The 23,386-nt window shown below is 60.7% G+C and carries 15 protein-coding genes and 2 pseudogenes; 13 read left to right on the top strand and 4 right to left on the bottom strand.

Annotated elements, in window-relative coordinates:
- Positions 1-31: 31 nt before the first annotated feature.
- Positions 32-973 carry a quinone oxidoreductase family protein gene (locus tag G3A50_RS17590; RefSeq protein ID WP_163076461.1) on the top strand — a complete coding sequence of 314 codons (942 nt, stop codon included), beginning with the start codon at positions 32-34 and terminating at the stop codon, positions 971-973.
- Positions 974-1,392: 419 nt separating this feature from the next.
- On the opposite strand, the gene G3A50_RS17585 is transcribed toward G3A50_RS17590, so the two are convergent.
- Positions 1,393-2,307, bottom strand: coding sequence for a LysR substrate-binding domain-containing protein (locus tag G3A50_RS17585; RefSeq protein ID WP_246251826.1), 915 nt, complete (start codon positions 2,305-2,307; stop codon positions 1,393-1,395).
- A gap of 108 nt (positions 2,308-2,415) precedes the next feature.
- Between G3A50_RS17585 and G3A50_RS17580 the strand changes: the two genes are divergently transcribed.
- A complete protein-coding gene (locus G3A50_RS17580) occupies positions 2,416-2,751 on the top strand; it encodes a YciI family protein (protein WP_163076460.1) in 336 nt (111 codons plus the stop codon).
- A 3-nt stretch (positions 2,752-2,754) separates the two neighbouring features.
- Entirely contained in the window at positions 2,755-3,363 is a 609-nt protein-coding gene (locus tag G3A50_RS17575) for an NIPSNAP family protein (protein ID WP_163076459.1), read from the top strand.
- Between the two features lie 121 nt (positions 3,364-3,484).
- On the opposite strand, the gene G3A50_RS17570 is transcribed toward G3A50_RS17575, so the two are convergent.
- Complete coding sequence (locus G3A50_RS17570; RefSeq protein WP_163076458.1) at positions 3,485-3,982, bottom strand: DUF3788 domain-containing protein; 498 nt, start codon at positions 3,980-3,982, stop codon at positions 3,485-3,487.
- A gap of 285 nt (positions 3,983-4,267) precedes the next feature.
- Here G3A50_RS17570 and G3A50_RS17565 point away from each other — a divergent pair, with 285 nt between their 5' ends.
- Positions 4,268-4,879: a GNAT family N-acetyltransferase gene (locus tag G3A50_RS17565; RefSeq protein WP_163076457.1), complete on the top strand. Its 612-nt coding sequence runs from the start codon at positions 4,268-4,270 to the stop codon at positions 4,877-4,879.
- 346 nt (positions 4,880-5,225) lie between these two features.
- On the opposite strand, the gene G3A50_RS17560 is transcribed toward G3A50_RS17565, so the two are convergent.
- Positions 5,226-5,873 carry a DMT family transporter gene (locus G3A50_RS17560; protein WP_246251824.1) on the bottom strand — a complete coding sequence of 216 codons (648 nt, stop codon included), beginning with the start codon at positions 5,871-5,873 and terminating at the stop codon, positions 5,226-5,228.
- Between the two features lie 94 nt (positions 5,874-5,967).
- Positions 5,968-7,091, bottom strand: a protein-coding gene (locus tag G3A50_RS17555; RefSeq protein ID WP_163076456.1) for an IS3 family transposase whose coding sequence is annotated in 2 segments (ribosomal slippage) — positions 5,968-6,857 and positions 6,857-7,091 — 1,125 coding nt in all. Because the reading frame shifts where the segments join, the coding sequence is not laid out codon by codon here.
- Between the two features lie 279 nt (positions 7,092-7,370).
- On the opposite strand from G3A50_RS17555, the gene G3A50_RS17550 reads away from it, so the two are divergent.
- The 9 genes and pseudogenes from G3A50_RS17550 to G3A50_RS17510 all read left to right on the top strand — a co-directional run bounded on the left by G3A50_RS17550 (position 7,371) and on the right by G3A50_RS17510 (position 23,246).
- Complete coding sequence (locus G3A50_RS17550) at positions 7,371-8,216, top strand: type IV toxin-antitoxin system AbiEi family antitoxin domain-containing protein (protein WP_163076455.1); 846 nt, start codon at positions 7,371-7,373, stop codon at positions 8,214-8,216.
- A 29-nt stretch (positions 8,217-8,245) separates the two neighbouring features.
- A pseudogene (locus G3A50_RS17545) lies at positions 8,246-9,130 on the top strand (nucleotidyl transferase AbiEii/AbiGii toxin family protein).
- Positions 9,131-9,138: 8 nt separating this feature from the next.
- A complete protein-coding gene (locus tag G3A50_RS17540) occupies positions 9,139-9,555 on the top strand; it encodes a hypothetical protein (RefSeq protein ID WP_210255162.1) in 417 nt (138 codons plus the stop codon).
- 49 nt (positions 9,556-9,604) lie between these two features.
- A pseudogene (locus tag G3A50_RS17535) lies at positions 9,605-10,185 on the top strand (IS3 family transposase); the annotation flags it as partial.
- 508 nt (positions 10,186-10,693) lie between these two features.
- Positions 10,694-10,882: a hypothetical protein gene (locus tag G3A50_RS22700; RefSeq protein ID WP_246251822.1), complete on the top strand. Its 189-nt coding sequence runs from the start codon at positions 10,694-10,696 to the stop codon at positions 10,880-10,882.
- 333 nt (positions 10,883-11,215) lie between these two features.
- Entirely contained in the window at positions 11,216-12,226 is a 1,011-nt protein-coding gene (locus G3A50_RS17525; protein ID WP_163076454.1) for an AAA family ATPase, read from the top strand.
- A 51-nt stretch (positions 12,227-12,277) separates the two neighbouring features.
- Positions 12,278-14,830 (top strand): S8 family peptidase, encoded by a 2,553-nt coding sequence (locus G3A50_RS17520; protein ID WP_163076453.1) that lies wholly within the window; start codon positions 12,278-12,280, stop codon positions 14,828-14,830.
- Positions 14,831-14,944: 114 nt separating this feature from the next.
- Positions 14,945-18,883: a hypothetical protein gene (locus G3A50_RS17515; RefSeq protein WP_163076452.1), complete on the top strand. Its 3,939-nt coding sequence runs from the start codon at positions 14,945-14,947 to the stop codon at positions 18,881-18,883.
- Complete coding sequence (locus tag G3A50_RS17510) at positions 18,870-23,246, top strand: NACHT domain-containing protein (RefSeq protein WP_163076451.1); 4,377 nt, start codon at positions 18,870-18,872, stop codon at positions 23,244-23,246. The genes G3A50_RS17515 and G3A50_RS17510 overlap by 14 nt, the downstream gene beginning before the upstream one ends.
- Positions 23,247-23,386: the final 140 nt, after the last annotated feature.

Below are 23,386 nucleotides of genomic sequence, written 5' to 3'. Positions count from 1 at the left end.
CGCATATCGACCATCCGAAAGGCACCCTTTCATGAAAGCCGCCATCGTTGAGCAAGCCGGCCATGCACCCGTCTACAGTGACTTCGCCGAACCTGTTCCCGGTCAGGGCGAGTCAATCGTGAACGTCACCGCCGCAGCGTTGAGTCCGCTGGTGCGCAGCCGCGCCGCAGGTACGCATTACAGCACGGCAGGAACCTTTCCCTTCGTCGTCGGAGTCGATGGGGTGGGACGACGGGATGATGGCAGGCGGGTCTATTTCCTGCTGCCGCGCGCGCCCTTCGGTGCCATGGCCGAGCGGACTGTCGTTCCCGACGGGCAATGGGTGGCACTGCCTGACGGTGTCGATGATGCCACGGCCGCCGTCATCGCAAATCCGGGCATGTCGTCATGGGCGGCATTGACGGAGCGGGCCGGGCTACGCGCGGGCGAGACTGTGCTCATCAACGGCGCGACAGGCGCTGCCGGTCTTCTGGCGATTAGGATTGCGCGACATCTCGGCGCGGCAAAGGTGATTGCAACCGGCCGTAACGAGGCGGCGTTGCGAACCCTTGGAGCGGACGCCGTCGTACCGCTGAGCGGCGACGAAGAGGCAATTGAGGCTGCGCTCCTCGAGCATTTCGCAGCCGGCGTGCATGTGGTGCTCGATTATCTCTGGGGACCGAGCGCGCGATCGATCCTCGTCGCAGGCGCCAAGGCTGCCCCTGACGGTACTCCTATACGTTTCGTGCAGATCGGCTCGATCAGCGGCGCTGAAATCACTCTGCCAGCCGCTGTGTTGCGTTCTTCAGCTATAGAAATGAAGGGCAGCGGCCTTGGGAGCATCAGCCTGCCACGCGTCGTCGCGTCTATTGGCGGCGTCTTGAACGCGACAGCTTCGGCGAAGCTCGCGCTGGAGTACCGCACTGCTCTCCTGTCCGATGTGGCCTCTACCTGGAAGGATGAGGGGCCGCGAATCGTGTATCTGCCGAACTGAATGGGTGGGTTCGCACCCATATGCCGGACCTCAGTTGGGGATTGATGATATCGCCCGAAACCAGAGGCAAGCGGTCACTCGATGCGGGCATTCGACGATCACGCTCTGTCGCGGCGGCCCAAGCACCGTAAACGCTGCCAAGAACATCGGCATATAGAGCGAAGTCGGCGGCGTTCCGCGGAAAATCGCTCGCCGGAATGTCAGTTTGGCGAAGGTGGCGGGCCATGTCCGACGATGATGAGCACTACATCTACGCTATAGGCCTCTGACGCTGCCCGGAAGTACACGGGAGACGATAATGGTCGTCCCCTTCTGCGTCCGTCACGGATACGCTGCGGTGGCCTATCCGCAGATCCCACACTTGGCTCCCACGGACGAGGTATAGGGCGCGCGGAAGGAGGAGACGTCCCTTGGGCTGATTAGTGTTTCCCGGAGCTTGGACGTTTTCCGAAGCGGCCCGCAACGTGATCGATGAAACTGCGCAGCGTCTGCGTCGGCGGGCGTGTCGCAGCGAACAGAATGTGCAGGGCGCGCGTGGGCGTTTCATAATCCGGCAGGACCTGCACCAACCGACCTGCCGTAAGGTCATCCGTCAGGATCAGGTTAGCCTGCAGAATGATGCCTTGTCCGTCCAGCGCGGCTGCCTGCAGCACACGCGCGTCATTCACCTGAAACCTGCTGCGCACCCGGACCTTGTGAACGTGTCCCTCCTTGTCGAAGCGCCACTCGGAGAACGGCTGCCCGGAGGCGAAGACGAAGCCGAGGCAGTCATGCGCAACCAAGTCCGCAGGCGTTCGCGGCGTGCCTCGGGTGGCAAGATAGCCAGGTGAGGCGCATGCGATTAATTGGTAGGGAACGAGCGCGCGGGAGGTAAGTTCGGAATCCTTGAGCGGCCCGAGGCGGATGACGGCGTCATACCCTTCTCCCACGACATCGACGTAGCGGTCGGTCAGGTCGAGGGCGATCTCGACCTGCGGGTAGATCCGCAGGAAGTCCGATATGAGGGGCGCGAGGGCAATGCTGCCGAAAGTCACCGGCGCGCTGACGCGCAACCGTCCGCGCGGGGTGGTGCTGGACTCGCGGGCGGTGGCTTCGGCCGCCTCGACCTCGTCAAGCACCAGGCGGCAGCGTTCATAGAAGGTCTGTCCGATTGCGGTCAGGCTCTGGCGCCGGGTCGAACGATGGAGGAGCTGCGCACCAAGCCGTTCCTCGAGGAAGCTCACATGCTTGCCGACCATCTGGGATGAGATACCGAGTGCCGTCCCCGCCGCGGTGAAGGAGCCGAGATCCGCTGCTTTCACTAAGGCGGCCATGCTGGTGAGACGATCCATCATTCCAAACTGCTGGTTTCAAATCATGAGAGGTCTCGTCTCCTAATAACTCTGGTGCGTCAACCTATCTGTTTCTCAGTCGCAGACCGTCATGCAGACCAGGAGACAAGAATGCCTCGCTTCATCACAATCATGGCGCATCCGGACGGAGATGGATGGAACCGTCACCTCGCTTCCCATGTAGCCTATCTCAAGGACCTCGTCGCGGCGGGCCGCTTACGGGCATCCGGCCCCCTGATTGGTACGCCGCACCGATCCGGCTTCCTGATTTTCACCGTTCCTGATCGCGCCAAAGTCGAAGCGCTCGTGGCAGCGGATCCGTTCGCCGCCTCGGGTCTCATCGAGAACGTGACGATCACCGAATGGGACCCGCTCTTCGGTGCTTTCGCGGCGGAGTCCTCCGGGCGTCTGCCCGGGCTACCAGCGCCTTTGCCGATGGAGGTCTGACCGATGCGCGAACTCTACGAACTCACGACACTGGCGTTCCCACTTCTTTCTGCCTCGGAGGTTGCGAAGGCTGCGCGGGGCTGGGTCTCGATGCCCGATGCCGCCGGCACCCTGTTGGGTTGCTGGCGCACGGAGGTTGGCCCACTCGGACGCATGCTGATCATGCGTCGCTTCGATGATGCCGGCGCCCTGCAACGGGAGCGGCATCGCGCGCTATCGAGTGCCAATCCGTTCAACGCCGGCGGCATGATAACGGCGCTGGAGATGGACAGCTACAGCCCCTTTCCCTTCCTGCCGCCGGCGCGAGCCGCCGCCCATGACGCGGTCTACGAATTCCGTACCTACAAGCTAAAGCCTGGCGGTCTTCCGCCGACGCTCGCCGGCTGGGAAGCCGCGATCGCGCCGGCCCGGGACTACACGGCGCACCTGATGATCAACATGTATGCGCTCGACGGGCCGCCCCGGATCACCCACGTCTGGGGGTTCGATAGCCTCGCACAGCGTGCAGCGTTGCGGACCGCCGCCTACTCCGCGGGAATCTGGCCGCCGAAGGGTGGCCCGGAAAACATCCTCGAGGCGATTTCGGTCATTGCATTGCCCGAGAGCAAGTGAGCTAACCACTGCCATCAGACGGGGCGCCGAATGCACGCAAACCGATAGCTTAGGGAGAAGCCGTGGTAATCAGCACGGGTTGGAATATCCGCTTTGCCCCGAGCGGTCATTCGCCCGCGGATCAGAGCACGCAGGATGCGAGCGAAGCGGACCTTGGTCCCGATCGGGCGCCGGCCTTGCGAGGGCGTTTGAACGTCAGAAGCTCGGTAACGTCCTTCAGCTCTTCTGCCGACGAGATGCCGATCTTCAGCCACTTGCCATCTCGATACGTCGCCGCCTCGTCATAAAGAGCCATGAGGCGGGGACTCAGGCTATCGCGCCGCGCCTCGACCTTCTCCCGCTCTGCCCCTCCCAACACGACTACGGCAGAGAAGGCCCGGTATTCGGGCAGAAACGTACAAAACGCCTTGGATCTCTTGTAGCGCAGGGACCAGCCGTGCTTCTTGCCGCCATAAATCCAATCGGGAGTAAAAACGCCGGGATATGCTCCCTCGATCCAATCCCGCAACGTGCCCCATTGCTCGAATGCGTCCGGCCCGATCCAGTCGCGGATAGTCGTATCGTCTGGCGGCGCTGATTTGTCGGTGATCCGGCTTCCGGCCTGGGGTGAATATTCCATGCAGCAATCCCTCGTGTCCGCAAGAGCATCACAAATACGGCAAGGACAGGAAAGTGCCCGCAAAGGGGGCGTATCCTGCTGTCGCCGGCCTTCATATGCATCGGGCTGCAGGCCGGCGGTTCTCAGCGTTGTTTAGTGGCGATGCGGTGATCGGCGGCAATATCGCGCCATAGAGGACAATCGGCGGCAAGTGGCGGGCCGAAGACGAAGAAACAGGGAACTACACCTACCCTATCGCTAACTTTCCCGATCGCATCATTGACAGCCTTTTGCAGAGTATTGGACATGCAGATCATTGAAACCAAGCACTTGATCCTCAGGCCCTTCCAGGAGGGCGACGCAGCGGACCTCTTCGCCTATCTGCGCGCACCCACGGCCCGCTGCTTCCTCTCGCTCAAGCTCGCGGACCTGGCTGAGGCGGAGATCGAGGTCAGGAGGCGCGCCCTCGACGAGGGCTGCGTGGCGATATACCTGAAACAGACCGGCCAGGTCATCGGCGATCTGTTCGGCGGCGCCGGCGGAGAAGATGAAGACGAGACGACCTCGGTCGGCTGGAACCTCAATCCGCAATTCGGTGGTCAGGGATATGCGTTCGAAGCCGCAAGGGCCCTGCTCGACCATCTTTTCCGGGCAAAGGGCTTTCGCCGAATTTATGCCTATGTCGAAGATCACAACAAGCCCTCGCAGCGCCTCTGCGAAAAGCTGGGTATGCGCCGGGAAGGCGTGTTCATCGAGTTCGTATCGTTCACCAATGACGATGCAGGCAATCCGATCTACGAAAACACCATGCAATACGCCATCCTGCGCCGCGAGTGGATGTCTGGTGCTTCAGCAATTGGTCAACTGCTTGGCATGACCGGCCTCGCAGGCACCGAGACGTCGAGCAGTGGCACATAAACGGCGGTGTTTGGCGGGGTGGGTATAGATTAGGCGACGGCAGTCGGCGGCTATATCGCACTATATAGGGCAATCGACGGGATTTGGCGGGCCATGCCCGATGAAGATGAGCACCATGCCTACTCAATAGCCCCCTGAAACCACACGTTGCGTATTCCGGTGATGGGCTATTTTCTAAATGGTGAGGCCTTGAGGAAAGTGGTCGGTCGACTGCCGGAAAGCCAATATGTCGAAGCGACCATTCGGTTGCCTATGGTGATGTGCCGTTTTCGACCCAGAGTCGGCCCTTCCCGAATGGCCCCCGATGACCGCTCTGGACTAGAGCCGCCGTACGCGCGGCGAACCTTTATGACAGCCGCAGGGCCGCCGCTCCAATCGCGATGATGAAGACGCCTACCACTTTGGCCGTGCCGACTCTCTCGCGGAGGAACAGGGCGGCAACGGCGACACCGAACAGGATCGAAGTTCCGCGCAACGCCGCTACTACGGCCACCGGCGCCACGGTCATCGCCCAGAGCGCCAAGCCATAGGAACCGATTGTGCCGGCTCCGCCCACTGATCCAAGTTGCCAATTCTGTCGGCCGTAGTGGAGGAAGGCCCGGTGTCGCGTTGCGAGCGTCCATCCGCCCAACAAGAGTCCGGTTAGCAGAAATATCCACAAGGTATACGAGGATGGCGCTTCTGAGCGCCGTACGCCGATCCCGTCGATCAGCGTATACCCGGCAATGACGATGGCGTTGCCCAGTGAGAGGGCAACCCCGGCTTCGCTCGCCTGTCGCGCAGCACTCGCCATGCTGAGGATACCTACGCAAATGGTGCCGACACCGAACCAAGCGGATTGCGATAACGGCTCGCCCATCAGGGTGACGCTAGCCAAGGCAACCAACAGCGGTGCCGATCCGCGCATCAGCGGATAGGCGAGGCTCATGTCGGCCACACGGTAGGTTCGCGCCACGAGCACGAAATAGGCAATCTGAAAGACCGTCGATGCCACTATGAACGGCCAGCTTGCCGACAACGGGCGTGGAAGAAATGGCAGCCCTGCCACCGCGATCAGGGCTGCCCCGATTGAGTGGTCCAGTTTGACCCTAATGCATAGTCGGCCTTAGTGCCGGGTTTGATGTTGCCGGTGGCGGCACGATGACGGCCGGCGCCGGCGGTTTGTAGCCGAGCGAGGAATGAGGCCGCTCAGTGTTGTAATACTGCCGCCAACTCTCGATGACGATCCTGGCCTCGGCAAGGCTGTAGAAGATCTCGCCATCGAGGAGTTCGTCGCGGAGCTTGGAATTGAAGCTCTCGCAATAGCCATTCTCCCACGGCGAGCCCGGCTCGATGAAGGCCGTCCTGGCCCCGACAGCGGCAATCCAGTCCCGGACGGCGGTGGCGATGAACTCCGGGCCATTGTCTGAACGAACATGCCCCGGCACGCCCCGCAGCACGAACAGGTCCGTCAGGACGTCGATGACGACGATCGAGTTGAGCTTCCGATCGATGCGGATGGCCAAGCATTCCCGGGTATATTCGTCGATGACGTTCAACATGCGGAACTTTCGGCCATTGTGAGTGCGATCCTCGACGAAGTCGTAGGACCAGACGTGGTTGGGATATTCCGCCTGGCCTGCCCCGATTGAGTGGTCCAGTTTGACCCTAATGCATAGTCGGCCTTTCTTCGGTTGCTTGTGCGGCACCTTGAGCCCCTCCCGCCGCCAGATCCGCTCCACCCGCTTGACGTTCACCGCCCACCCGGCGGCGTGCAGCAAGGCCGTGATCCGGCGATAGCCATAGCGTCCGTACCGGGTGGCGAGTTCGACGATGTCCGCGGTCAGGGCCGCCTCGTCGGCACGGCCCTCCGGCACCTTGCGTTGGGTCGATCGATGTTGCCCCAGAACCCGGCACGCCAGCCGTTCCGACACGCCGAGCTTGCTCACGACGTGTTCGACGCAGCGACGGCGCCGGGCGGGGCTCAGAAGTTTCCCGCCGCAGCTTCCTTCAGGATCAGCTTCTCGAGCGTCAGATCCGAGACCGCCTTCCGCAGCCGCTTGACCTGGTCGCTCTTCAGCCCGCCGAACTCCTTGCGCCAGCGGTAATACGTGAACGACGTCACCCCGATCGCCCGGATCGCTTCGGCAACGGGGCGCCCCTGCGACACCAGAACGTCGACCTGCCGAAGCTTCGCGACGATCTCTTCCGGCTTGTGCTTCTTCTGCGCCATTGCGCCATCCTCCAAAGGCCCGAAAGCCTACTTCACGGAGAACCACTTTTCAGGGGGCAGGCCAGGCAGCATGACCTTGAGCGAAGCCGTGAGCCGAGAGGAGTTCGATCTCTCCGACTGGCTGATATGAAACCGCGGTCTTTAGCCATCAGAATTCGACGATTTGTATCAAGGCAAAGACCGTGGGTTTGCCATATACCTCCTTTGCTAACCCACGCGACGCTAAATGGGATATTCTCAAACTAGCATACGGTTTAAATATAAGCTAAAAAGCTCACCATGAGTGAGCAAAGCGAAGGAAAGCTAAAACGGCTTGAGCGCCTCCTCCCAGAGGGCTTGCTCGCCGATTCCGCGTGGCTCTCCGCGCGCGACTATTACACCTCCCTGCGCACCAAATATGTCGCCTCAGGCTGGCTCGAACAGCCAGCACGCCGGGTCTATAGACGCCCCCGCGGACAGTTGAGCTGGCACCAGGTCGTTATCTCGCTCCAGACGATCCTCGACCATAGCCTTGCCGTTGGTGGCCGAACAGCTCTCGAACTGCAGGGCTATGCCCATTACCTCTCGCAAGGCGGTTTTAAGGTCCATCTTCACGGCCCAACTAAGCCTCCAAACTGGCTCACCGCGCTGCCGCTCAAGGAGCAATTCGTCTACCGCAATAGCGTGCCACTCTTCGGGAGGGACCTTGAGGACGCTACCTTCCCTTCCCTCGATCGGAAACACGCCAGCATACGCGACGACCGATCTCTCCAAGATGCCGGATTGCGCTCGCTTGCCTGGGGACAATGGGATTGGCCACTGACGGTTTCGGCACCTGAACGTGCGATCCTTGAGCTGCTCGACGAGTTGCCCGATCACGAAAGCTACCATCAGGTCGATGTGCTGATGGAAGGATTGAGCGATCTTGCTCCGCGGCGGCTGCAGAAGCTGCTTGTCCGCTGCCGAAGCGTAAAGGTGAAGCGCCTCTTCTTCTTCTTTGCCGATCGGCATCGCCACGCATGGCTCAAGCACATCGAGCGCGCTGCAATCGATCTTGGCTCGGGCAAGCGTATGCTGGTCAAGGAGGGGCGCTACGATCCCGCCTATCAGATCACCGTGCCGAAAGAACTGGACGAGGCACCCTGATGGCTTTTGCTGATGCCTACCGTAACTAGGTGGCGCTCCTGATCCGCACGCTGCCTTCCGTCGCAGCGGAAGAGTGTTTTGCGATGAAGGGCGGCACAGCCATCAATCTCTTCATCCGCGACCTGCCACGGCTTTCGGTCGATATCGACCTCACCTATCTGCCGGTTCAGGATCGCGCGGCTTCGCTAGCCGCAATCGATGCGACGATGCTGCGCATCGCGGAGCGCATCACTGAAGCGGTTCGTGGTGCCCGCGTCACGCCATCGCGCTCGCGCGAAAATGTCATCACCAAGCTAGTGGTTCGCAGCGATAGTGCGCAGATCAAAATCGAGGTCACGCCGGTCTTGCGAGGCTACGTGTTCGAACCCGACTTTCGTCCGGTCTCCTCCGGCGTCGAAGACGAGTTTGGTTTCGCAGAAATGCGTATCGTCTCGTTTCCGGATCTCTACGCCGGGAAGATCGTCGCTGCGTTCGACCGGCAGCATCCACGTGACCTCTTCGATGCGCGCGACCTCCTGGCAAACGAAGGAATTGACGACGCGCTCCGGCGGACCTTTCTGATCTACCTCATCAGCCACGACCGCCCCATGGCCGAGGTGCTGGCGGCTCGCCGCAAAGACATCAAGGCTGAGTTCGAGCGTGGCTTTGTTGGCATGACGCGGTAGCCGGTCGCACTCGACGACCTTCTGGCGGCGCGTGAAGCGCTGATCAGCGAAATCGTCGGCTCAATGCCTGATCCTCACCGCCAATTCTTGTTGGCGTTCGAACGAGGCGAGCCCGATTGGTCGACAATCGGCTTGGAAGCGGCCGCTGATCTGCCGGCCGTGCGATGGCGGCAACAGAATCTCGATAGCCTGAGTGCGGAGAAGCGGGGGACACTGGTGAAACAGCTTGAAGAGGTCTTGGCGAGATAGGCGAAGCGATGGAGGAGATGGTTGGTGTCTGGACCGAAGAGCAGAACGACGCGATCGTTGCGGACTACTTCGCAATGCTCCCCGACGACATCGCCGGCCGCCCCTACAGCAAGGCCGAGCATAATCGTCTGCTGCAGGCGGTAACTGGGCGACCCCGGGGTTCGATAGAATACAAGCACCAGAATATCAGCGCAGCGCTAAAGGGCCTCGGGGAGGATTGGCTCCCCGGCTATAAGCCGGCCTTCAATTTCCAAACGTCGCTCATCGACGTGGTGGTTCGCTGGCTGGATCGTCATCCGGATTGGCTCGCACCCACCGCACGGATCGCCATGGGGCCGTCGCCGTCAGCGCTTCGGGAGGAGGCGATGCTGTGGATCGGTCCGCCACCGCCCCACAGCAATGCGCCGCCGTGGCCTGCCCCCTGAAAAGTGGTTCTCCGTGAAGTAGGCTTTCGGGCCTTTGGAGGATGGCGCAATGGCGCAGAAGAAGCACAAGCCGGAAGAGATCGTCGCGAAGCTTCGGCAGGTCGACGTTCTGGTGTCGCAGGGGCGCCCCGTTGCCGAAGCGATCCGGGCGATCGGGGTGACGTCGTTCACGTATTACCGCTGGCGCAAGGAGTTCGGCGGGCTGAAGAGCGACCAGGTCAAGCGGCTGCGGAAGGCGGTCTCGGATCTGACGCTCGAGAAGCTGATCCTGAAGGAAGCTGCGGCGGGAAACTTCTGAGCCCCGCCCGGCGCCGTCGCTGCGTCGAACACGTCGTGAGCAAGCTCGGCGTGTCGGAACGGCTGGCGTGCCGGGTTCTGGGGCAACATCGATCGACCCAACGCAAGGTGCCGGAGGGCCGTGCCGACGAGGCGGCCCTGACCGCGGACATCGTCGAACTCGCCACCCGGTACGGACGCTATGGCTATCGCCGGATCACGGCCTTGCTGCACGCCGCCGGGTGGGCGGTGAACGTCAAGCGGGTGGAGCGGATCTGGCGGCGGGAGGGGCTCAAGGTGCCGCACAAGCAACCGAAGAAAGGCCGACTATGCATTAGGGTCAAACTGGACCACTCAATCGGGGCAGGCCAGGCGTTTGGATAGGCGCGAATTATTCCCACTCTAATATTTTTTCGACAATAAGCGATTGATTTTATTGTAGAAAATATTCTCTTTGGCCGCCAGCGCCGAGGCGCAGGCCGTCAAAAATCTATCCTTTTAATTTTGCGGGATTTTTAGGCAATTTTAGCGCAGAAAAAATTCTGTGAACTATCGGTATCTATCGACCGTTTCGCGGTGAGGCGTAGACCTCAGACCTCGAATCTTTTGCTCCCGTAAAGTACCGTCAAAATCGGCGAAATCAATACACCCACCTCGATCCTATATCGCTGCGACGGCGGGTTGGCCTTGCCGACTAAGGGGGCCGAGACGGACTAGGCCTCTCTGGCTGCTGATACTAAACCGCAGTCTTCAGCCATCAGACTCCGAGGATTTGTATCAAGGCGAAGACCGCGGGTTTGCCAAATGCCACATTTGCTAACCGATGTGACGCTAACCGATAAATTTTCAAACTGGCGCCACCATGAGCGAGCAAAGCGTGGGAAAGCTAAAGCAGCTTGAGCGCCTCCTCCCGGAAGGCGTGCTCGTTGATTCCGCGTGGTTCTCTGCGCGCGACTACTGTACCTCGCTACGCACCAAATATGTCGGCTTGGGCCGGCTCGAACAGCCGGCACGCCGGGTCTATCGCCACCCCCGTGGGCAGTTGAGCTAGCAGCAGGCGATTATCTCGCTCCGGACGCTTTTCGGCCATCGCCTTTTCGTTGGTGGTCGGAAGCTCTCAAACTGCATCGCATTGGCGGCAATCGGGTAGGTATCGGTGGCTATATCGAGCAATCAGTGTGGCTGGTGCCGATCGCCATACGTCTGATAGGCGTGTATCGGACAAACCCAGCAGTGTCCCTGACGATCCTGAGCGCCGGAGAACCACAGGAAACGGTGGCTTTTGGGAGACTTCTGAGATACCGTCATCTCGAGCCGATGATCGCCCGTGGCATCTAAAGCATATAAAAGTATAGCGAGGCCGAATCGAAGAAAGGAGGCGAGCATGTCTACCAAGCAAATTCTCGCGCTCCTCAACTCGCATATCGACGGAGATGAAGATCAGCTTCTGTCGATCGCCTTGCAGATCGCCGCACAGGAAGCCCGTCAAGGTCGGGCCGATGATGCCGAAAAGCTGAAGCGCCTCGTCCAGAAGGCTAGAGACCAGCGCCATGTCGGAAAGCCCGCTGGCGGGCAGACGCCGATTCCGCTGGCTCGGCCACGGGGCGAATTGCAAGGTCTCGTCGAGAGCGCCTATCCCAAGGTCACGCTGTCAAGCATGGTGCTGTCGGACGACATCGCCGCACGGCTTGGGCGGATCGTTCGCCAGCAACAGGAACGCGCAACCTTGCGCGAACACAGCCAGACGCCGGCGACACATATGCTGCTCGTCGGTCTGCCCGGCACAGGTAAGACCATGACCGCCTCGGCGCTTGCCGGGGAATTGCGCCTGCCGCTCTTCACTGTGCGTCTCGAAGCCTTGTTCAGCCGCTTTTTCGGCGAGACAGCCGGCAAGATGCGACTGCTGTTTGATCAAATCGCGCAAACACGCGGTGTCTATCTACTCGACGAGTTCGACGCGATCGGCGCTCGCCGAGGCGACCCGAACGATGTCGGCGAGATCCGCCGGGTGTTGAACTCGGTCCTGGCCTTTATGGAAGAGCCAAACTCGACCGACAGCCTCGTGCTGGCGGCGACGAACCACGTCGAGATCCTGGATGAAGCGCTGGCGCGGCGCTTCGATGAGGTGATCGAATACACGCTGCCGGACGTCGCGGCCGCCCGCGCGATCGTTGAGCGCCGCCTTGGCAAATTCAAATTCGCCGCAAAGGCGTGGCCTGCACTCGAAACGGCACTGGAGGGGCTCAGCCAGGGCGAATTGGTTCGTGCCGCAGATGCCGTCGTGAAGGACGCTATCCTTGAAGGGGCGTCGAAGGCCTCGCCTGAAGCGCTACAAGGCGCTTTGCAGAACCGACAAACATTAAAGGGTAAGTTCCGCCGTCAATCCAGCCGTTAGGCAGGCTCCGCCAACGGATAGACTGGAACTCGAACAAACGAGCAAGTACTTATGGCGGAGCCAGATAATTTCGACACGAGAGACCGTCAGCACATACCGATCGACGTTTTCCGTGAGACGGCAGCATATACCTTCCCATCACGCAATCAGGAACGCAAACCGCTTCGCGGCGACTATGCTGCGCACGCCGCACATCTGCTTGATCAACTCGCCGCTGCGCTCGGCGATATTCCACTGCCGGCCGATGATCCGCGTCTTGCCGTTCAGGGCCTGAAATCCGGCACGATCGTCGAGATCACGACGCTGCCGCCAGCCGAGGACTCCCGGACCAAGGCGGTCAAGGTTCCAACAGCGCTTGAGTTTCCTACGCAGGACGTTGTGGTGCTCCGTTCCGAACGGAACGACGACCGCACGGAGAGCGCATTGCTGTTTGTGCCGGATGATGCGCGCGCCTTTCTGCAAGGCCGTATCAGTGAATATGGCCGCGATCCGGGCAATCAACGACGGCCTGATGTCGAGCGCTTCGAGGTCGTCGAGGAGGTCCGGGCGATCGACACCGGGTCATTGTTCACGGGCGCGGTGGACCTGGCCACGCCGGACATCGTTTGGTGGGAGCTGTGGGTTCGCCAGCCTGTGGCCTTGGCAGATCGCCTCGTCAACGCGGCGCGCAATGTGAATATTGATGTTCATGACGACCGCCTGATCTTCCCCGACACGACCGTCCTGTTTCTGCACGGCACTGCTGCAACGGTTGCACTCTTCGCGACGCGCGTACCGGGCGCCATCACTGAAATCAGGCGCGCGACAGGAACGATCGAACCGTTTCTCGATCGTGGAGAGACGGGGCTGGGTCAGCACGATTGGGTTGCCGAATTGTCGCAGAGGGTCTCGGCGCCCGCGAACGATGCCCCAGTGGTTTGCATGCTCGACACGGGCGTCGCCGCCGCCCATCCCCTGATCGCTCCCGGCCTGCGTGGCGCGTGGGCCTATGATGCGGCTTGGGGCGCCGACGACCATCAGCCGAACGGCGGTCACGGCACGCCGCTGGCAGGCCTCGTCCTATATGGCGATCTCGAATCCTTGATGAACGACGCGCGTCCGGTCACGCTGACACACGGTGCGGAATCCATGAAACTGTTGCCACCGCACGGATTCCCGCCGACCAAGCCGCCCAGCTATGGGGTCGTCACGCAAGGCGCGGTCAGTGCGGTCGAGATCGAGCGGCCGGACGCACTGCGCAGTTTCTGCATCGCGACCTCCGCGACAGACTTCCCGCCCAGCCGACCATCGACTTGGAGCGGTGCGCTGGATCAGATCATCGCCGGGGCGATGCCTGGCGAGGCTGATGACAAAGTTGCGGCATCCGAACGACCGAAGCGCCTGATGGTCGTCGCCACCGGAAACGTCTCCGGCGGGATGGCTGTGGACGTTCTGCCCTCTCAACCGTTGGAAGATCCGTCGCAGAGCTGGAACGCACTCACCATCGGCGGCTTCACGCGCAAGGAGCAGCCGCCGGCGCCGCCTCCCGTGTTGCAGGCGGCGGTCGCCGCCAATCATCGCAGCCCGTTCAGCCGTGGCTCTCAGTCGCTTCCCGACGACCTGACCCCGATCAAGCCGGAGGTGCTGTTCGAGGCGGGCAACATGATGTCTGACGCCGCGGGCTTCTGCGGCTGGGACCCGTCCGTGTCCCTTCTATCTGCGGGGTCAGATGTGGCGGGCGAGCCTTTGGTCCCGTTCTGGGCGACCAGCGCCGCCGCGGGCATGGCGGGTAATTTCGTCGGTCGGCTGCAGGCGGCTCGGCCCGACCTCTGGCCGGAAACGCATCGCGCGCTCATCGTCGACTCAGCGCGCTGGCCCGAGCCGATCCGAAAGAAGTTCATCGGCACAGGCGCGCACTGGAAAACGGGCAAGGCTGCCACCAAAGCGAAGAAGCAGGCGATGCTTCGCGAGTTTGGATATGGCGTGCCGGAAATCGGCCGCGCGGTCCTCTCAGCGCGCAACGATACTACGCTTGTTGCGCAGGCAGAGCTTCAGCCTTTTGCGATAGGCGCGGACGGCCGAACCGGCGTATTCAATGAGATGCATTTCTATGATCTCCCTTGGCCCAAGACGGCTCTGGAGCAGCTCGAGAACGAGATCGTCACGATGAAGGTGACATTGTCCTATTTCATCGAGCCCAACCTAACCGGAAAAGCCGCCACCCGCCCGGACACCTATCGTTCTTTCGGTCTGCGCTTCGATATGAAGAAGCGCACCGAAACGAGCGCCAGATTCCGCAGCCGAATTTCCGCGAGCCAGGCGAAGGACGGCACGGAGGCCGATGGCGAAACGAGCTGCTGGCTGCTCGGTCCGAAGGCGGTCCAGGCGGGCTCCCTCCATTGCGATCTTTGGCGCGGACGAGCGATCGACCTCGCCGGGCACGATGCTATTGCTGTTTACCCCGTCGGCGGTTGGTGGAAGTCGCATGTTGGGCAGAAGCGCGTAGCCGACAAGGCGCGTTACGCGCTGATCATCTCGATTTCCGCGCCCGGCCAGCAGGTAGATCTCTATTCGGAAATCACGACATTGGTTGACGCGAAGGAAATCGAAGTGTTGCTCAGTTGACCGGATGGTTTCGGTCAGATTCAGATACGAGTTGAAGGCGAAGTGTCGGGCTATAGCGTGGAATCGGCGGTTCCCTAGTGGCGGCACGCCGAGTTTGCGCTAGGGATCGAATACTTGGATAAGAAGCCTGAACACAACAAGCGGAGTCGCGACCCAAAGCTGGCGTCTAAACCGGCCAAGGGTGCGTCTAGGGCCGGCTCCAACGCAGGCCGCGGCTTTCGCTACCAAGACGCCATATCCGCTTGGTTGTCGGTGGAAATATGGGCTGGCCAGCGAGCGCCCGCCATCGTGATCCCGGAAGGTGGTGACGACATCGAGCTGCGTGGTGAAGCAACGAGCTTTGTCCAGGTCAAGAGCCGACGGGAACACCTTGGGGACTTTACAGAAGGCGAGACGGTCGGACACATTGAAGACCTGTGGAACCGGTCGCTTGGCTCCGCACCGCGGCCGCAGCGACTGGAACTCGTTCTTGAGCGGGAGGTGACGGGCCTCAGTCCCCTCGACGACCACCCCGCAGTCCGCTCAATCGAAAGTCCGATCAGCACCAGACTTTCAAAGTTCGGTGGAGCCGCTGATCTTCTCCCGAGAACATCGCTCACTGTTGTGACCTCACCGCAGGAATGGGCGATCAGCCTGATCGTAGATCGGTTGAGCTGCGCCCCGATTGCGGCCCAGATGTGCTTTGCCGAACTGCTTGTTCGCGTGGGCTCTTTGGCAGAGGCCAATGGCCGGTTGGCGCCGGAGAATTATCGTGGCGTTTCGATCTCTGACACTGAAACGGCAATCCGAGATGTCTTGGCCGCTATCGACGTTGACGCGATCGAACGCGCCCTAATGGATGGCGTCTGTGAGCCGGTCGATTTCCTCACACCTCTCAACGATCCGAACTTCTATCTTGGGGTTGATGTGGAACCCGGTCACATCGCGGCAGGTTTGGTGGCTGAACGCCCCCGAAGCAGATCGGCGTTGGTGCAAGGTATTGAACAACGCCGGGCCGCGTTGATCGTCGGGCCGTCAGGGGCCGGAAAATCCGCTTTAATGTGGGAGGCCGCCAACACATTGCGCCATACGGTGCGGTGGTTTCGTATCCGTCGTCTGAGCGCGGCGGATATTCCATCTCTGCGCCAGTTGGTCCGGACGTTTCGCGCATCAGAAGACAGTCCCCTGGGCTTTGTCATGGATGACGTCGGCCGGAATGGGCCGGAAAGCTGGGGCGGCTTGCTCAAAGAAGCGATGTCTGTGCCCGGCGTCGTCCTGCTCGGCTCGGTCCGGGAAGAAGATGTCACGCTGATTGCCGAGCGTGCGCGTGCAGCCGAAATACGTGCCGATCCTGATGATGAACTCGCAGAACGACTCTGGCGAGAACTGCGCGAAGCTGAAAAGACGAACTGGGCAGGCTGGTACGAGCCGTGGAAGATGAGCGATGGTCTTCTTCTCGAATATGTCCATATCCTGACGCGCGGACAGAGGATGCACGAACTCCTCGCCGACCAGGTTGCGGCCAGGGTTTCAGATCCGATGCGTTCCCTCGAACTTGATATTTTGCGATCCGGCGCTTGGGCAGGCGCAGCGAATGCTGAAGTCGATGCATCGCGATTGGCACGCGCGCTCTCGGTCAGTGAGGCCGATCTGTCACGCGCATTACAACGCCTCATCCAGGAACATCTGGTTCGTTCACCTGCTCCTGGCGCAGTCACGGGCCTACACCAGCTTCGATCCGAAGAATTGCTGCAGCTCACGCACCAAACAACATTGCCGACCCTCGAAACGAGTTTCGAACGGACGGTCGCAAGCGTGCCCGCTACCAATCTCGAGCCCTTGGTCGCGGACACGCTATCTGCGCGGCGCCTACCTGTCCCGGCTGTGCTCAATGGCTTAATTGTCCGCTTGGAGAGCGAGCAGGATGCGCGGGCGTTGGCCTCAGCGCTCCGGGGCTTAGGTTCGGGCCGTGTTTCCTTGGGCGTGGGCGAATGGCTGGACACTCCCGAAGCGCGTGCGTTGCCGCGAACGCAAATCACGAACGCCGCAATGTTCGGGGTCGCCGGTATTGATTTGAGTAGTCTCAGCATCATCCCGGAGGTCCAGGCCGCGGCGGGTCGACTTTCGCAGATCAAAGGTTCGCCGGACGATGACCCTCGTCGCCTGTTGATGGAGCGTATGTCACCCTCTGTCCTGTCTGTCCTGATCGAGACAGCTGATTTGGCGAGCTTAGATGAGATTCTCGCAGCGTTGGTCGGAATGCCATTGCCAGTCGCGGTGCGGACCAGCCTCATGCAGGCTCCAGACGGCCTCTTGAATGCCAATCTCGATCTCTTGGCGTCTCTAATGGGCACCTTGTCCGCCCTGGATCGAGAGGTCGCTGGTGGTTGGGTCGCCGAGATCGGGCAAGAGGCGCTGTTCGCACGGGTTCAGGCAGAGACAGCTTGGGCCGGGCCTGTAACAATCCAAGATGCCGATGACGGAGTGATCGTCCGTTGCGATCTTTGGTACGTTGCCGGCTCTGTCCAGAAAAATCCGCACGACGCAGTTGTGAGTTTGTGCGAACGAATATTGGCACTGTGTCCGTCGGCTGACATTGCGGCGTCCAACGCCATTACTGCAAGCGGCGAATTGGCTGGCCTTGTCCAGTTGCCGCTGGGGACAAAGCGGATTGCCCGAGAAAATCTTCCTCCACCGTCGGTTCCTCAATGGAACCGGCGTTGGCGGGATCTGATCTCCCGCCGCGTCGCCGCTCCGAGCTATAGCGATTATCTTGCCAGAGGCGTGGTGATTCTCGATGCCCTTGTGCCGACGTTGGAAAAGATCTTCGACACCCATTTTCGCGGAAAGAATGCACCTAACGGACTCTTCGAAACGTTAAACTCCATCAACACTGAGACAGAGGCGCTGACTCCTCCTGCTATTTCGTCATTGAAAGCGTCGGGTGCCGGAAGCAACGAAACAAATACCAACGTCACCAAGTTTCAGAACCTCCTGCACAGCGCGAGCGTCAATGTCATCGCGAGGTTCGTGAAATTGCCTGACCAAGCTGGCGCATACATTGCCTGGCTGAGCGATCTCATCACCGATGTCGACACCACCACTCTCGAAGAACCTTGGCAGCTTATAGGAGGCGGGCCTCCGCTAATGCTTAACCGTCTCAAGACGCTCTTGGAGACGTTGCGACTTCTGGCCGGAGAAGCCCATGAAAGGAAGCAAGCGCCAGCGGTAACTTGGGCGACACGAGGCAAAGGCGCGCGAGTAGGCAACTCCGTTCGGCTCGTATCCCTCTCTGCCAAAGCTGCCGGGGAAACACGACTAGCTCAGCGAAAGGCAGAAATTGAACGCTTGGCAGAGGAGGCCGGGATCGCCGCACAGTTCCATCTCCGCGTTAACGCCAAGGGTATTCTACCGTGGCCACCTGCAGAGGTTCTCGCACTGTTGCTCGCGTCCGACATAGCAGATGCGGTGGTTGCACTCGCTGAACAAGCCGAACTCGTGCGGTCATTGGTGGACCCGTCGATCCACCTGACGATTATGCCTTACATTGAGGATGTCGCGTTCCCGGCGCTCGCAAAGTCTGGTTACCAGACCCTCCTTCCCGACGTGGAAGGAGCTGCCTTCTGGGCCGAACAACTCGGATTGCCACAAGCCCTATCTGCTATGGGAAGCATGTTTGGGGAGGTGCTGAGCCTTGCCAGCGAACTTGGAGCAATGGATCAGAAACGGCTCGGCAATGAGACTCGTCCCGAAGAAGAGATTGCTGCCCGTCGGAGTTTGGAGGCTGCCTTCGAAAGAAAGTACGAGGAACTGACCCGACGGCTCAATGCTTTTGACCAGGCCCTGCAATCGGATGTGTCCGAATTGATCGAGCATCTGCGAACTGGGGACGTTGATTTCGCCGCAGAAGCGCAGGCTGCGATTGGTGGAACTTCAAGCAAAATCGCCGAAGCCACGGGGTATGTGTCTCTGCTTTTGTTATCTGCAGAGATCGACAGTATTTCAGCCGAAGGGCAACCGTTCGAGCAACTCCAAACGACCTCACCCGAGCAAGCCGACGATGGCGAAGACTAAGAACAGAGACGAGTTTTCGCCCGCAACCAAACGGGCCATTGAGCGGCAAGCGCGCGGCCACTGCTCCAATCCGGCATGCCGTCGTTTGACCCACGCCGCCACATCCGATGGCGCGGGTGAAATCAATATCGGCCAAGCCTCGCACATCTGCGCTGCCGCGCCTGGCGGTCCCCGCTACGACGTGCAGATGACGTCTGAAGAGCGCGCGGCCGCTGACAACGGCATCTGGCTCTGCGACGTGCATGGGCGTGCTGTCGATGCCAAGGATTCGAAATTCACTGTCGACGAATTGCGCGCGTGGAAGAGACAGACGAACGAGGATTCGTGGCGCAGCGTGATGCACAACGTGCCGTACGGGCCCGACATGCAAGCGCCCACGCCGGACGACCGGGGGCGCCGCCTGCAGGCAGCGGCCTCAGCCGATCTGGCCGTGTTCCGCCGAACGCCCAAATGGCCGGGCACAAACGTGGCGCTCACGCTGACGTTAAAGGTGAAGCACGTGGACGAGGCGCTGAGCACGCGCGCGCTTGCCAAGGCCGCGACCACGCTGGATGACCTTATCCTTGTCGCGGCACCCGGAATGGGAAAGACGACAACCCTCTTTCAGGTCGCCGACGGCCTGTTGGAAATCGGCAACGTCACGCCACTCATCGTACCGCTGGGAGATTGGGCCATCGAAAGTGGAGCGCTGCTCGCATCCATCCTCAAACGCCCCGCTTTCAACGGGATTTCAGAGCAAGATTTCCGCACCGTCGCTACGAAGCCTGGCGTCGTGCTGCTTCTTGACGGCTGGAATGAACTGGATGCCGCCGCACGCGAACGCGCGCGCGTGCAAATCACTGCTCTCAAGGCTGAATTGCCGGAGCTCAGTCTTGTCATTTCCACGCGCAAGCAGGCGCTCGACATTCCGTTCGGCGGGACGCGAGTCGACTTACTGCCGCTTGACGACGAGCAGCAAATGGAGATCGCGCGCGCCATGCGGGGCGAGGCTGGCGTACAGCTCGTCGATCAGGCGTGGCGGACAGCGGGTGTCCGCGAACTCGTCACCATCCCACTCTACCTCACGGCACTTCTCTCGCTGCCAGAGGGCGCGCCTTTTCCGACAACAAAGGAAGAAGTGCTACGGCGCTTCATTGCCGCACACGAGCAGGAAGCCCGCCGTGCGGCGGCGCTTGATGCCGTGGCCCTCGGCTTCCAGCAGGACTATTTGGATGGCCTCGCCGTGTTCGCCACGACAACGGCCAACACGGCGATCACGGACAGCAACGCGCGGAAAGCAGTTGCCGAGACCGCGCGGGGCCTGATGGCCGATGGGCAGATGACCATCTCCACACAGCCCGACACGTTGCTCGACATGCTTGTCAGCAATCACGTTCTGACGCGCTCCGGCGACACGCCGGGCTACTCGTTCCAGCACCAACAATTTCAGGAATGGTACGCCTCGCACTACGTCGAACGACTGATGCTACAGGCCGTCAGCGATCCGGCAGCACGCGAGAAGCTGAAGGTTGAAGTGCTCGATCAGCGCCCGTGGGAAGAAGCAGTCCTGTTCGCTGTCGAACGAAGCGCGCGCGGCGACCACATACATAAGGCCGCATGCAGCGCCGCCGTCCGTGCGGCTTTCGAAGTCGATCCTGTCCTCGCGGGCGAGATGATCTTCCGCGCCTCCGACGAGGTATGGGCACCGATCGCCACCGAAATGCGGGATATTGCTGAGCAGTGGCACGCGCCAGGCAAGGTGGATCGCGCGGTGCGTTTCATGATCGCGTCCGGCAGGCCAGAATTCGGCGACCTGATTTGGCCGCTAATTTCGCACCCAAACAGCCAAGTGCACTTGCCTGCTCTCCGAGCGGCGAAGCGATTTCGCCCATCCGTGCTTGGGAGCGACGCGCCGGCGCGCATCGCAGCCTTGCCACCGGAAATCCGCAAAAATGTACTGCATGAAATCGCATCGCATGCCGGAATCGACGGCCTCGACCTTGCGACTGCAATCGCGAAAACTGACGGCGATCCGGACGTGAAGGCGACGGTGGTCGATGCGCTCTCATTTCGACGAGCGGATCGCCACGTCGCCGACTTGCTCGCTGATGCCGGCGACGCGATCTACGACATCCTCGCCGAAAAGGGCCACCTCGACGATATTGCGGTCGATGCCGTCCAGCGGGAACTCCGGCGCGCGCGTGAGCGGCGCAAGGTTGCTGGCATTTCGCACTTTCAGCGCCTGCGCGCGCTCGTTCAAGCGCCAGTCGGAGATGACCGCGATACCGAGGTCACTGAGATTATTGCCGAAATGGAGATCGACCGGAAACGCGATGGCGAAATACACTTGTTGTATGAAGCGCGAAAGCGATATCCGGAGGCTCTCGCTAACGGGCTACTGCGACGCGTGCGCGAGCACCGCGAACTCTTCTACGGCGCGGTCAATATTCTCGCGGCCGCCGGGTTTGCCCTTGAAGACGACGCGTTGCTCGGGATCGCTCTCGAAGAAACAAGCCGCCACGACGATCGCGCCGAAGCCGCCGCTTCAGTCCTGGGACCAAACGCTGTTGGCCGGCTGATCGACGCGTATCTTGCCGCTGGGAAAGTCGTGCGCGACGCCAGCGGGAAGTACAACCAGGCGGCGGGTGATCGCTATCACGGTCTGCGAAACCGTATCGCCCATACGCCAGGCGCAAGTTTGGTAGCCGCAGTTCAAGCGAGGGCGGCAAACGCCGGCAATGAGGAAATCGTCCAACTGGCCGAACTTTTTTCTCGTGAAACCTACAGCGACGAAGAGAGGGCGCGACCTTTTAGTGAAGAAGGCTTGGCCGCAATCGGAGACCTTGCGCGGGGTTGGGGCGAGCACATGCTTGCCGCTGAACACGTGGAGCGTCAGCAGGTCACTTCTATTGCAACGATGTTGAGCCATGCTCCATCTGTTGAACATATTCCGCTTTTGAAGAGATTGCTCGACTACAATTTACGTCGCTATCGGGCCTTCCGCGAGAAGGCGACCGCCAGCGGCTGGAAAGATCACAAATCTGTACAAGAAGCGCAGTGGCCGCAAACGCACGAATTCCAACGAGCATTCTTGGCCATCAATGCGCCTGAGACTGCCGCGTTGATGGCCGATTACCTAGCAGATGAGCATTTTGGTGAACTGGCGGCAAGAGTGCTGCTCGTCCAGTGGATCAAAGCGAACGAACCCGAAAACGACAAAAAGTTCCACAGCGGTGTAGATTTTTCGGGCGTGCAAGCCCGCCACGCGACTCGCGCGGCCGATCCCACCGCGACTTCGGCCGAGGCGGAGGCGATCTTCGGCGCAATCGACACGTTGATTGTCGATGGTTCGACGGATGCGAAAGTGAAGTTGGGGGTTGCGCTCGGCATTGTCGGAACACGGCTCCCGCATGGCCAGCGTGATCCGACGATCCAGAAGCTTATTTCTCTTGCGCCCAGGCAGGCGCGCGCAGCCTTGCTGTTGTCGCTGATCCTCTCTGGCGAGGATATCGACATCAAGCTTGTGGCCGACGGCATTGCTGAGACCTTTGAAGCAGCCAAGAAGGAGACTTGGATTCTGACACAGAGCGACGCACATCAGCTACGTGATTGGTTGCGTCTTTTGCCGTTCGCTACGTCCGTCACCGATCTGCCCGCCATAGTGCGCGGGATACCGGAGGCGCAGCGCGATCCGCGCATGCTCGAAGAGATGGTCCGCGGGCTCAGCAATTCGCCCTCGGATGGCGCTGAAGGCGTGATCTTCAGGCTCGCCGAACAAGACCCGCGCCTTTATAAAAATCACCAGTGGCGCGCGACCGCGTTGAGCCTCGGTACCATTTCCGCCGCGCGCCATCTCGTTGATTTGACTGTCAGCGGCGCGCTCGACTGCAAATCATACGATGGGTGGCGTTGGCAGCGCGAATTGGGTGGCTTGATTTCGGAGTTCTCCGAGATCCGCGCCTATGTCCACGGCCTCCTGATGGATGGGCCGACAACGAAGCAGCTTGCCTTGCTAGCTAGCGCAGTCGCCGAAGATCCTGACATGGACGGCATACTGATGCTGATCGATTTTGAGATGAAAACCGGACGTTCGTTTCTGACGTGGCAGTCGATCCAAAGCGCCGTCACGGAACACGTGCCGGCCGAGAACTGGGAAGGCGCTTATAATGTTGTGCCCGTCCCGGCGGTCGAGCTACGCCGGAAGTTGCTGGCGATGACCGGCAGCGGCGGCAAGGATGACCCCGCCACCCGCTGTCTCAACCTCATCGACAAGCTCCGGGACGAGTACGGTGCGCCAGAATCGGAACCACGTCATCCCGATCTTGCGTCGGAGCGCCCTTGGCCGATCTTGACGCCCGATCTCGATGCAGAGGACGGGAACTAATTAATAGACGCACAGTCGCATCTCGGAAATGTAGACCATCGCGATCTTGACGGAAATGGAGGCTTGGGTCTCGGTCGCTGACACCCACGACCAGTGGTAGCCGGAAACAGGCATTAGCGAAGGAGGGTCATAGAAGTCTA

It is taken from the genome of Ancylobacter pratisalsi, from assembly GCF_010669125.1.
Taxonomy (GTDB): Bacteria; Pseudomonadota; Alphaproteobacteria; order Rhizobiales; family Xanthobacteraceae; genus Ancylobacter; species Ancylobacter pratisalsi.
Note: the sequence above shows the minus strand (reverse complement) of the source record. Positions and strands in the feature narration are given on the sequence as shown.

Bases quoted from the DNA above. Each gene is read 5' to 3' on its own strand.
- G3A50_RS17580 (WP_163076460.1), top strand. From the start codon at position 2,416: ATGCCTCGCTTCATCACAATCATGGCGCATCCGGACGGAGATGGATGG.
- G3A50_RS17590 (WP_163076461.1), top strand. From the start codon at position 32: ATGAAAGCCGCCATCGTTGAGCAAGCCGGCCATGCACCCGTCTACAGT.
- G3A50_RS17520 (WP_163076453.1), top strand. From the start codon at position 12,278: ATGGCGGAGCCAGATAATTTCGACACGAGAGACCGTCAGCACATACCG.
- G3A50_RS17585 (WP_246251826.1), bottom strand. From the start codon at position 2,307: ATGATGGATCGTCTCACCAGCATGGCCGCCTTAGTGAAAGCAGCGGAT.
- G3A50_RS17525 (WP_163076454.1), top strand. From the start codon at position 11,216: ATGTCTACCAAGCAAATTCTCGCGCTCCTCAACTCGCATATCGACGGA.
- G3A50_RS17570 (WP_163076458.1), bottom strand. From the start codon at position 3,982: ATGGAATATTCACCCCAGGCCGGAAGCCGGATCACCGACAAATCAGCG.
- G3A50_RS17540 (WP_210255162.1), top strand. From the start codon at position 9,139: ATGGAGGAGATGGTTGGTGTCTGGACCGAAGAGCAGAACGACGCGATC.
- G3A50_RS17565 (WP_163076457.1), top strand. From the start codon at position 4,268: ATGCAGATCATTGAAACCAAGCACTTGATCCTCAGGCCCTTCCAGGAG.
- G3A50_RS17550 (WP_163076455.1), top strand. From the start codon at position 7,371: ATGAGTGAGCAAAGCGAAGGAAAGCTAAAACGGCTTGAGCGCCTCCTC.
- G3A50_RS17575 (WP_163076459.1), top strand. From the start codon at position 2,755: ATGCGCGAACTCTACGAACTCACGACACTGGCGTTCCCACTTCTTTCT.
- G3A50_RS17510 (WP_163076451.1), top strand. From the start codon at position 18,870: ATGGCGAAGACTAAGAACAGAGACGAGTTTTCGCCCGCAACCAAACGG.
- G3A50_RS22700 (WP_246251822.1), top strand. From the start codon at position 10,694: ATGAGCGAGCAAAGCGTGGGAAAGCTAAAGCAGCTTGAGCGCCTCCTC.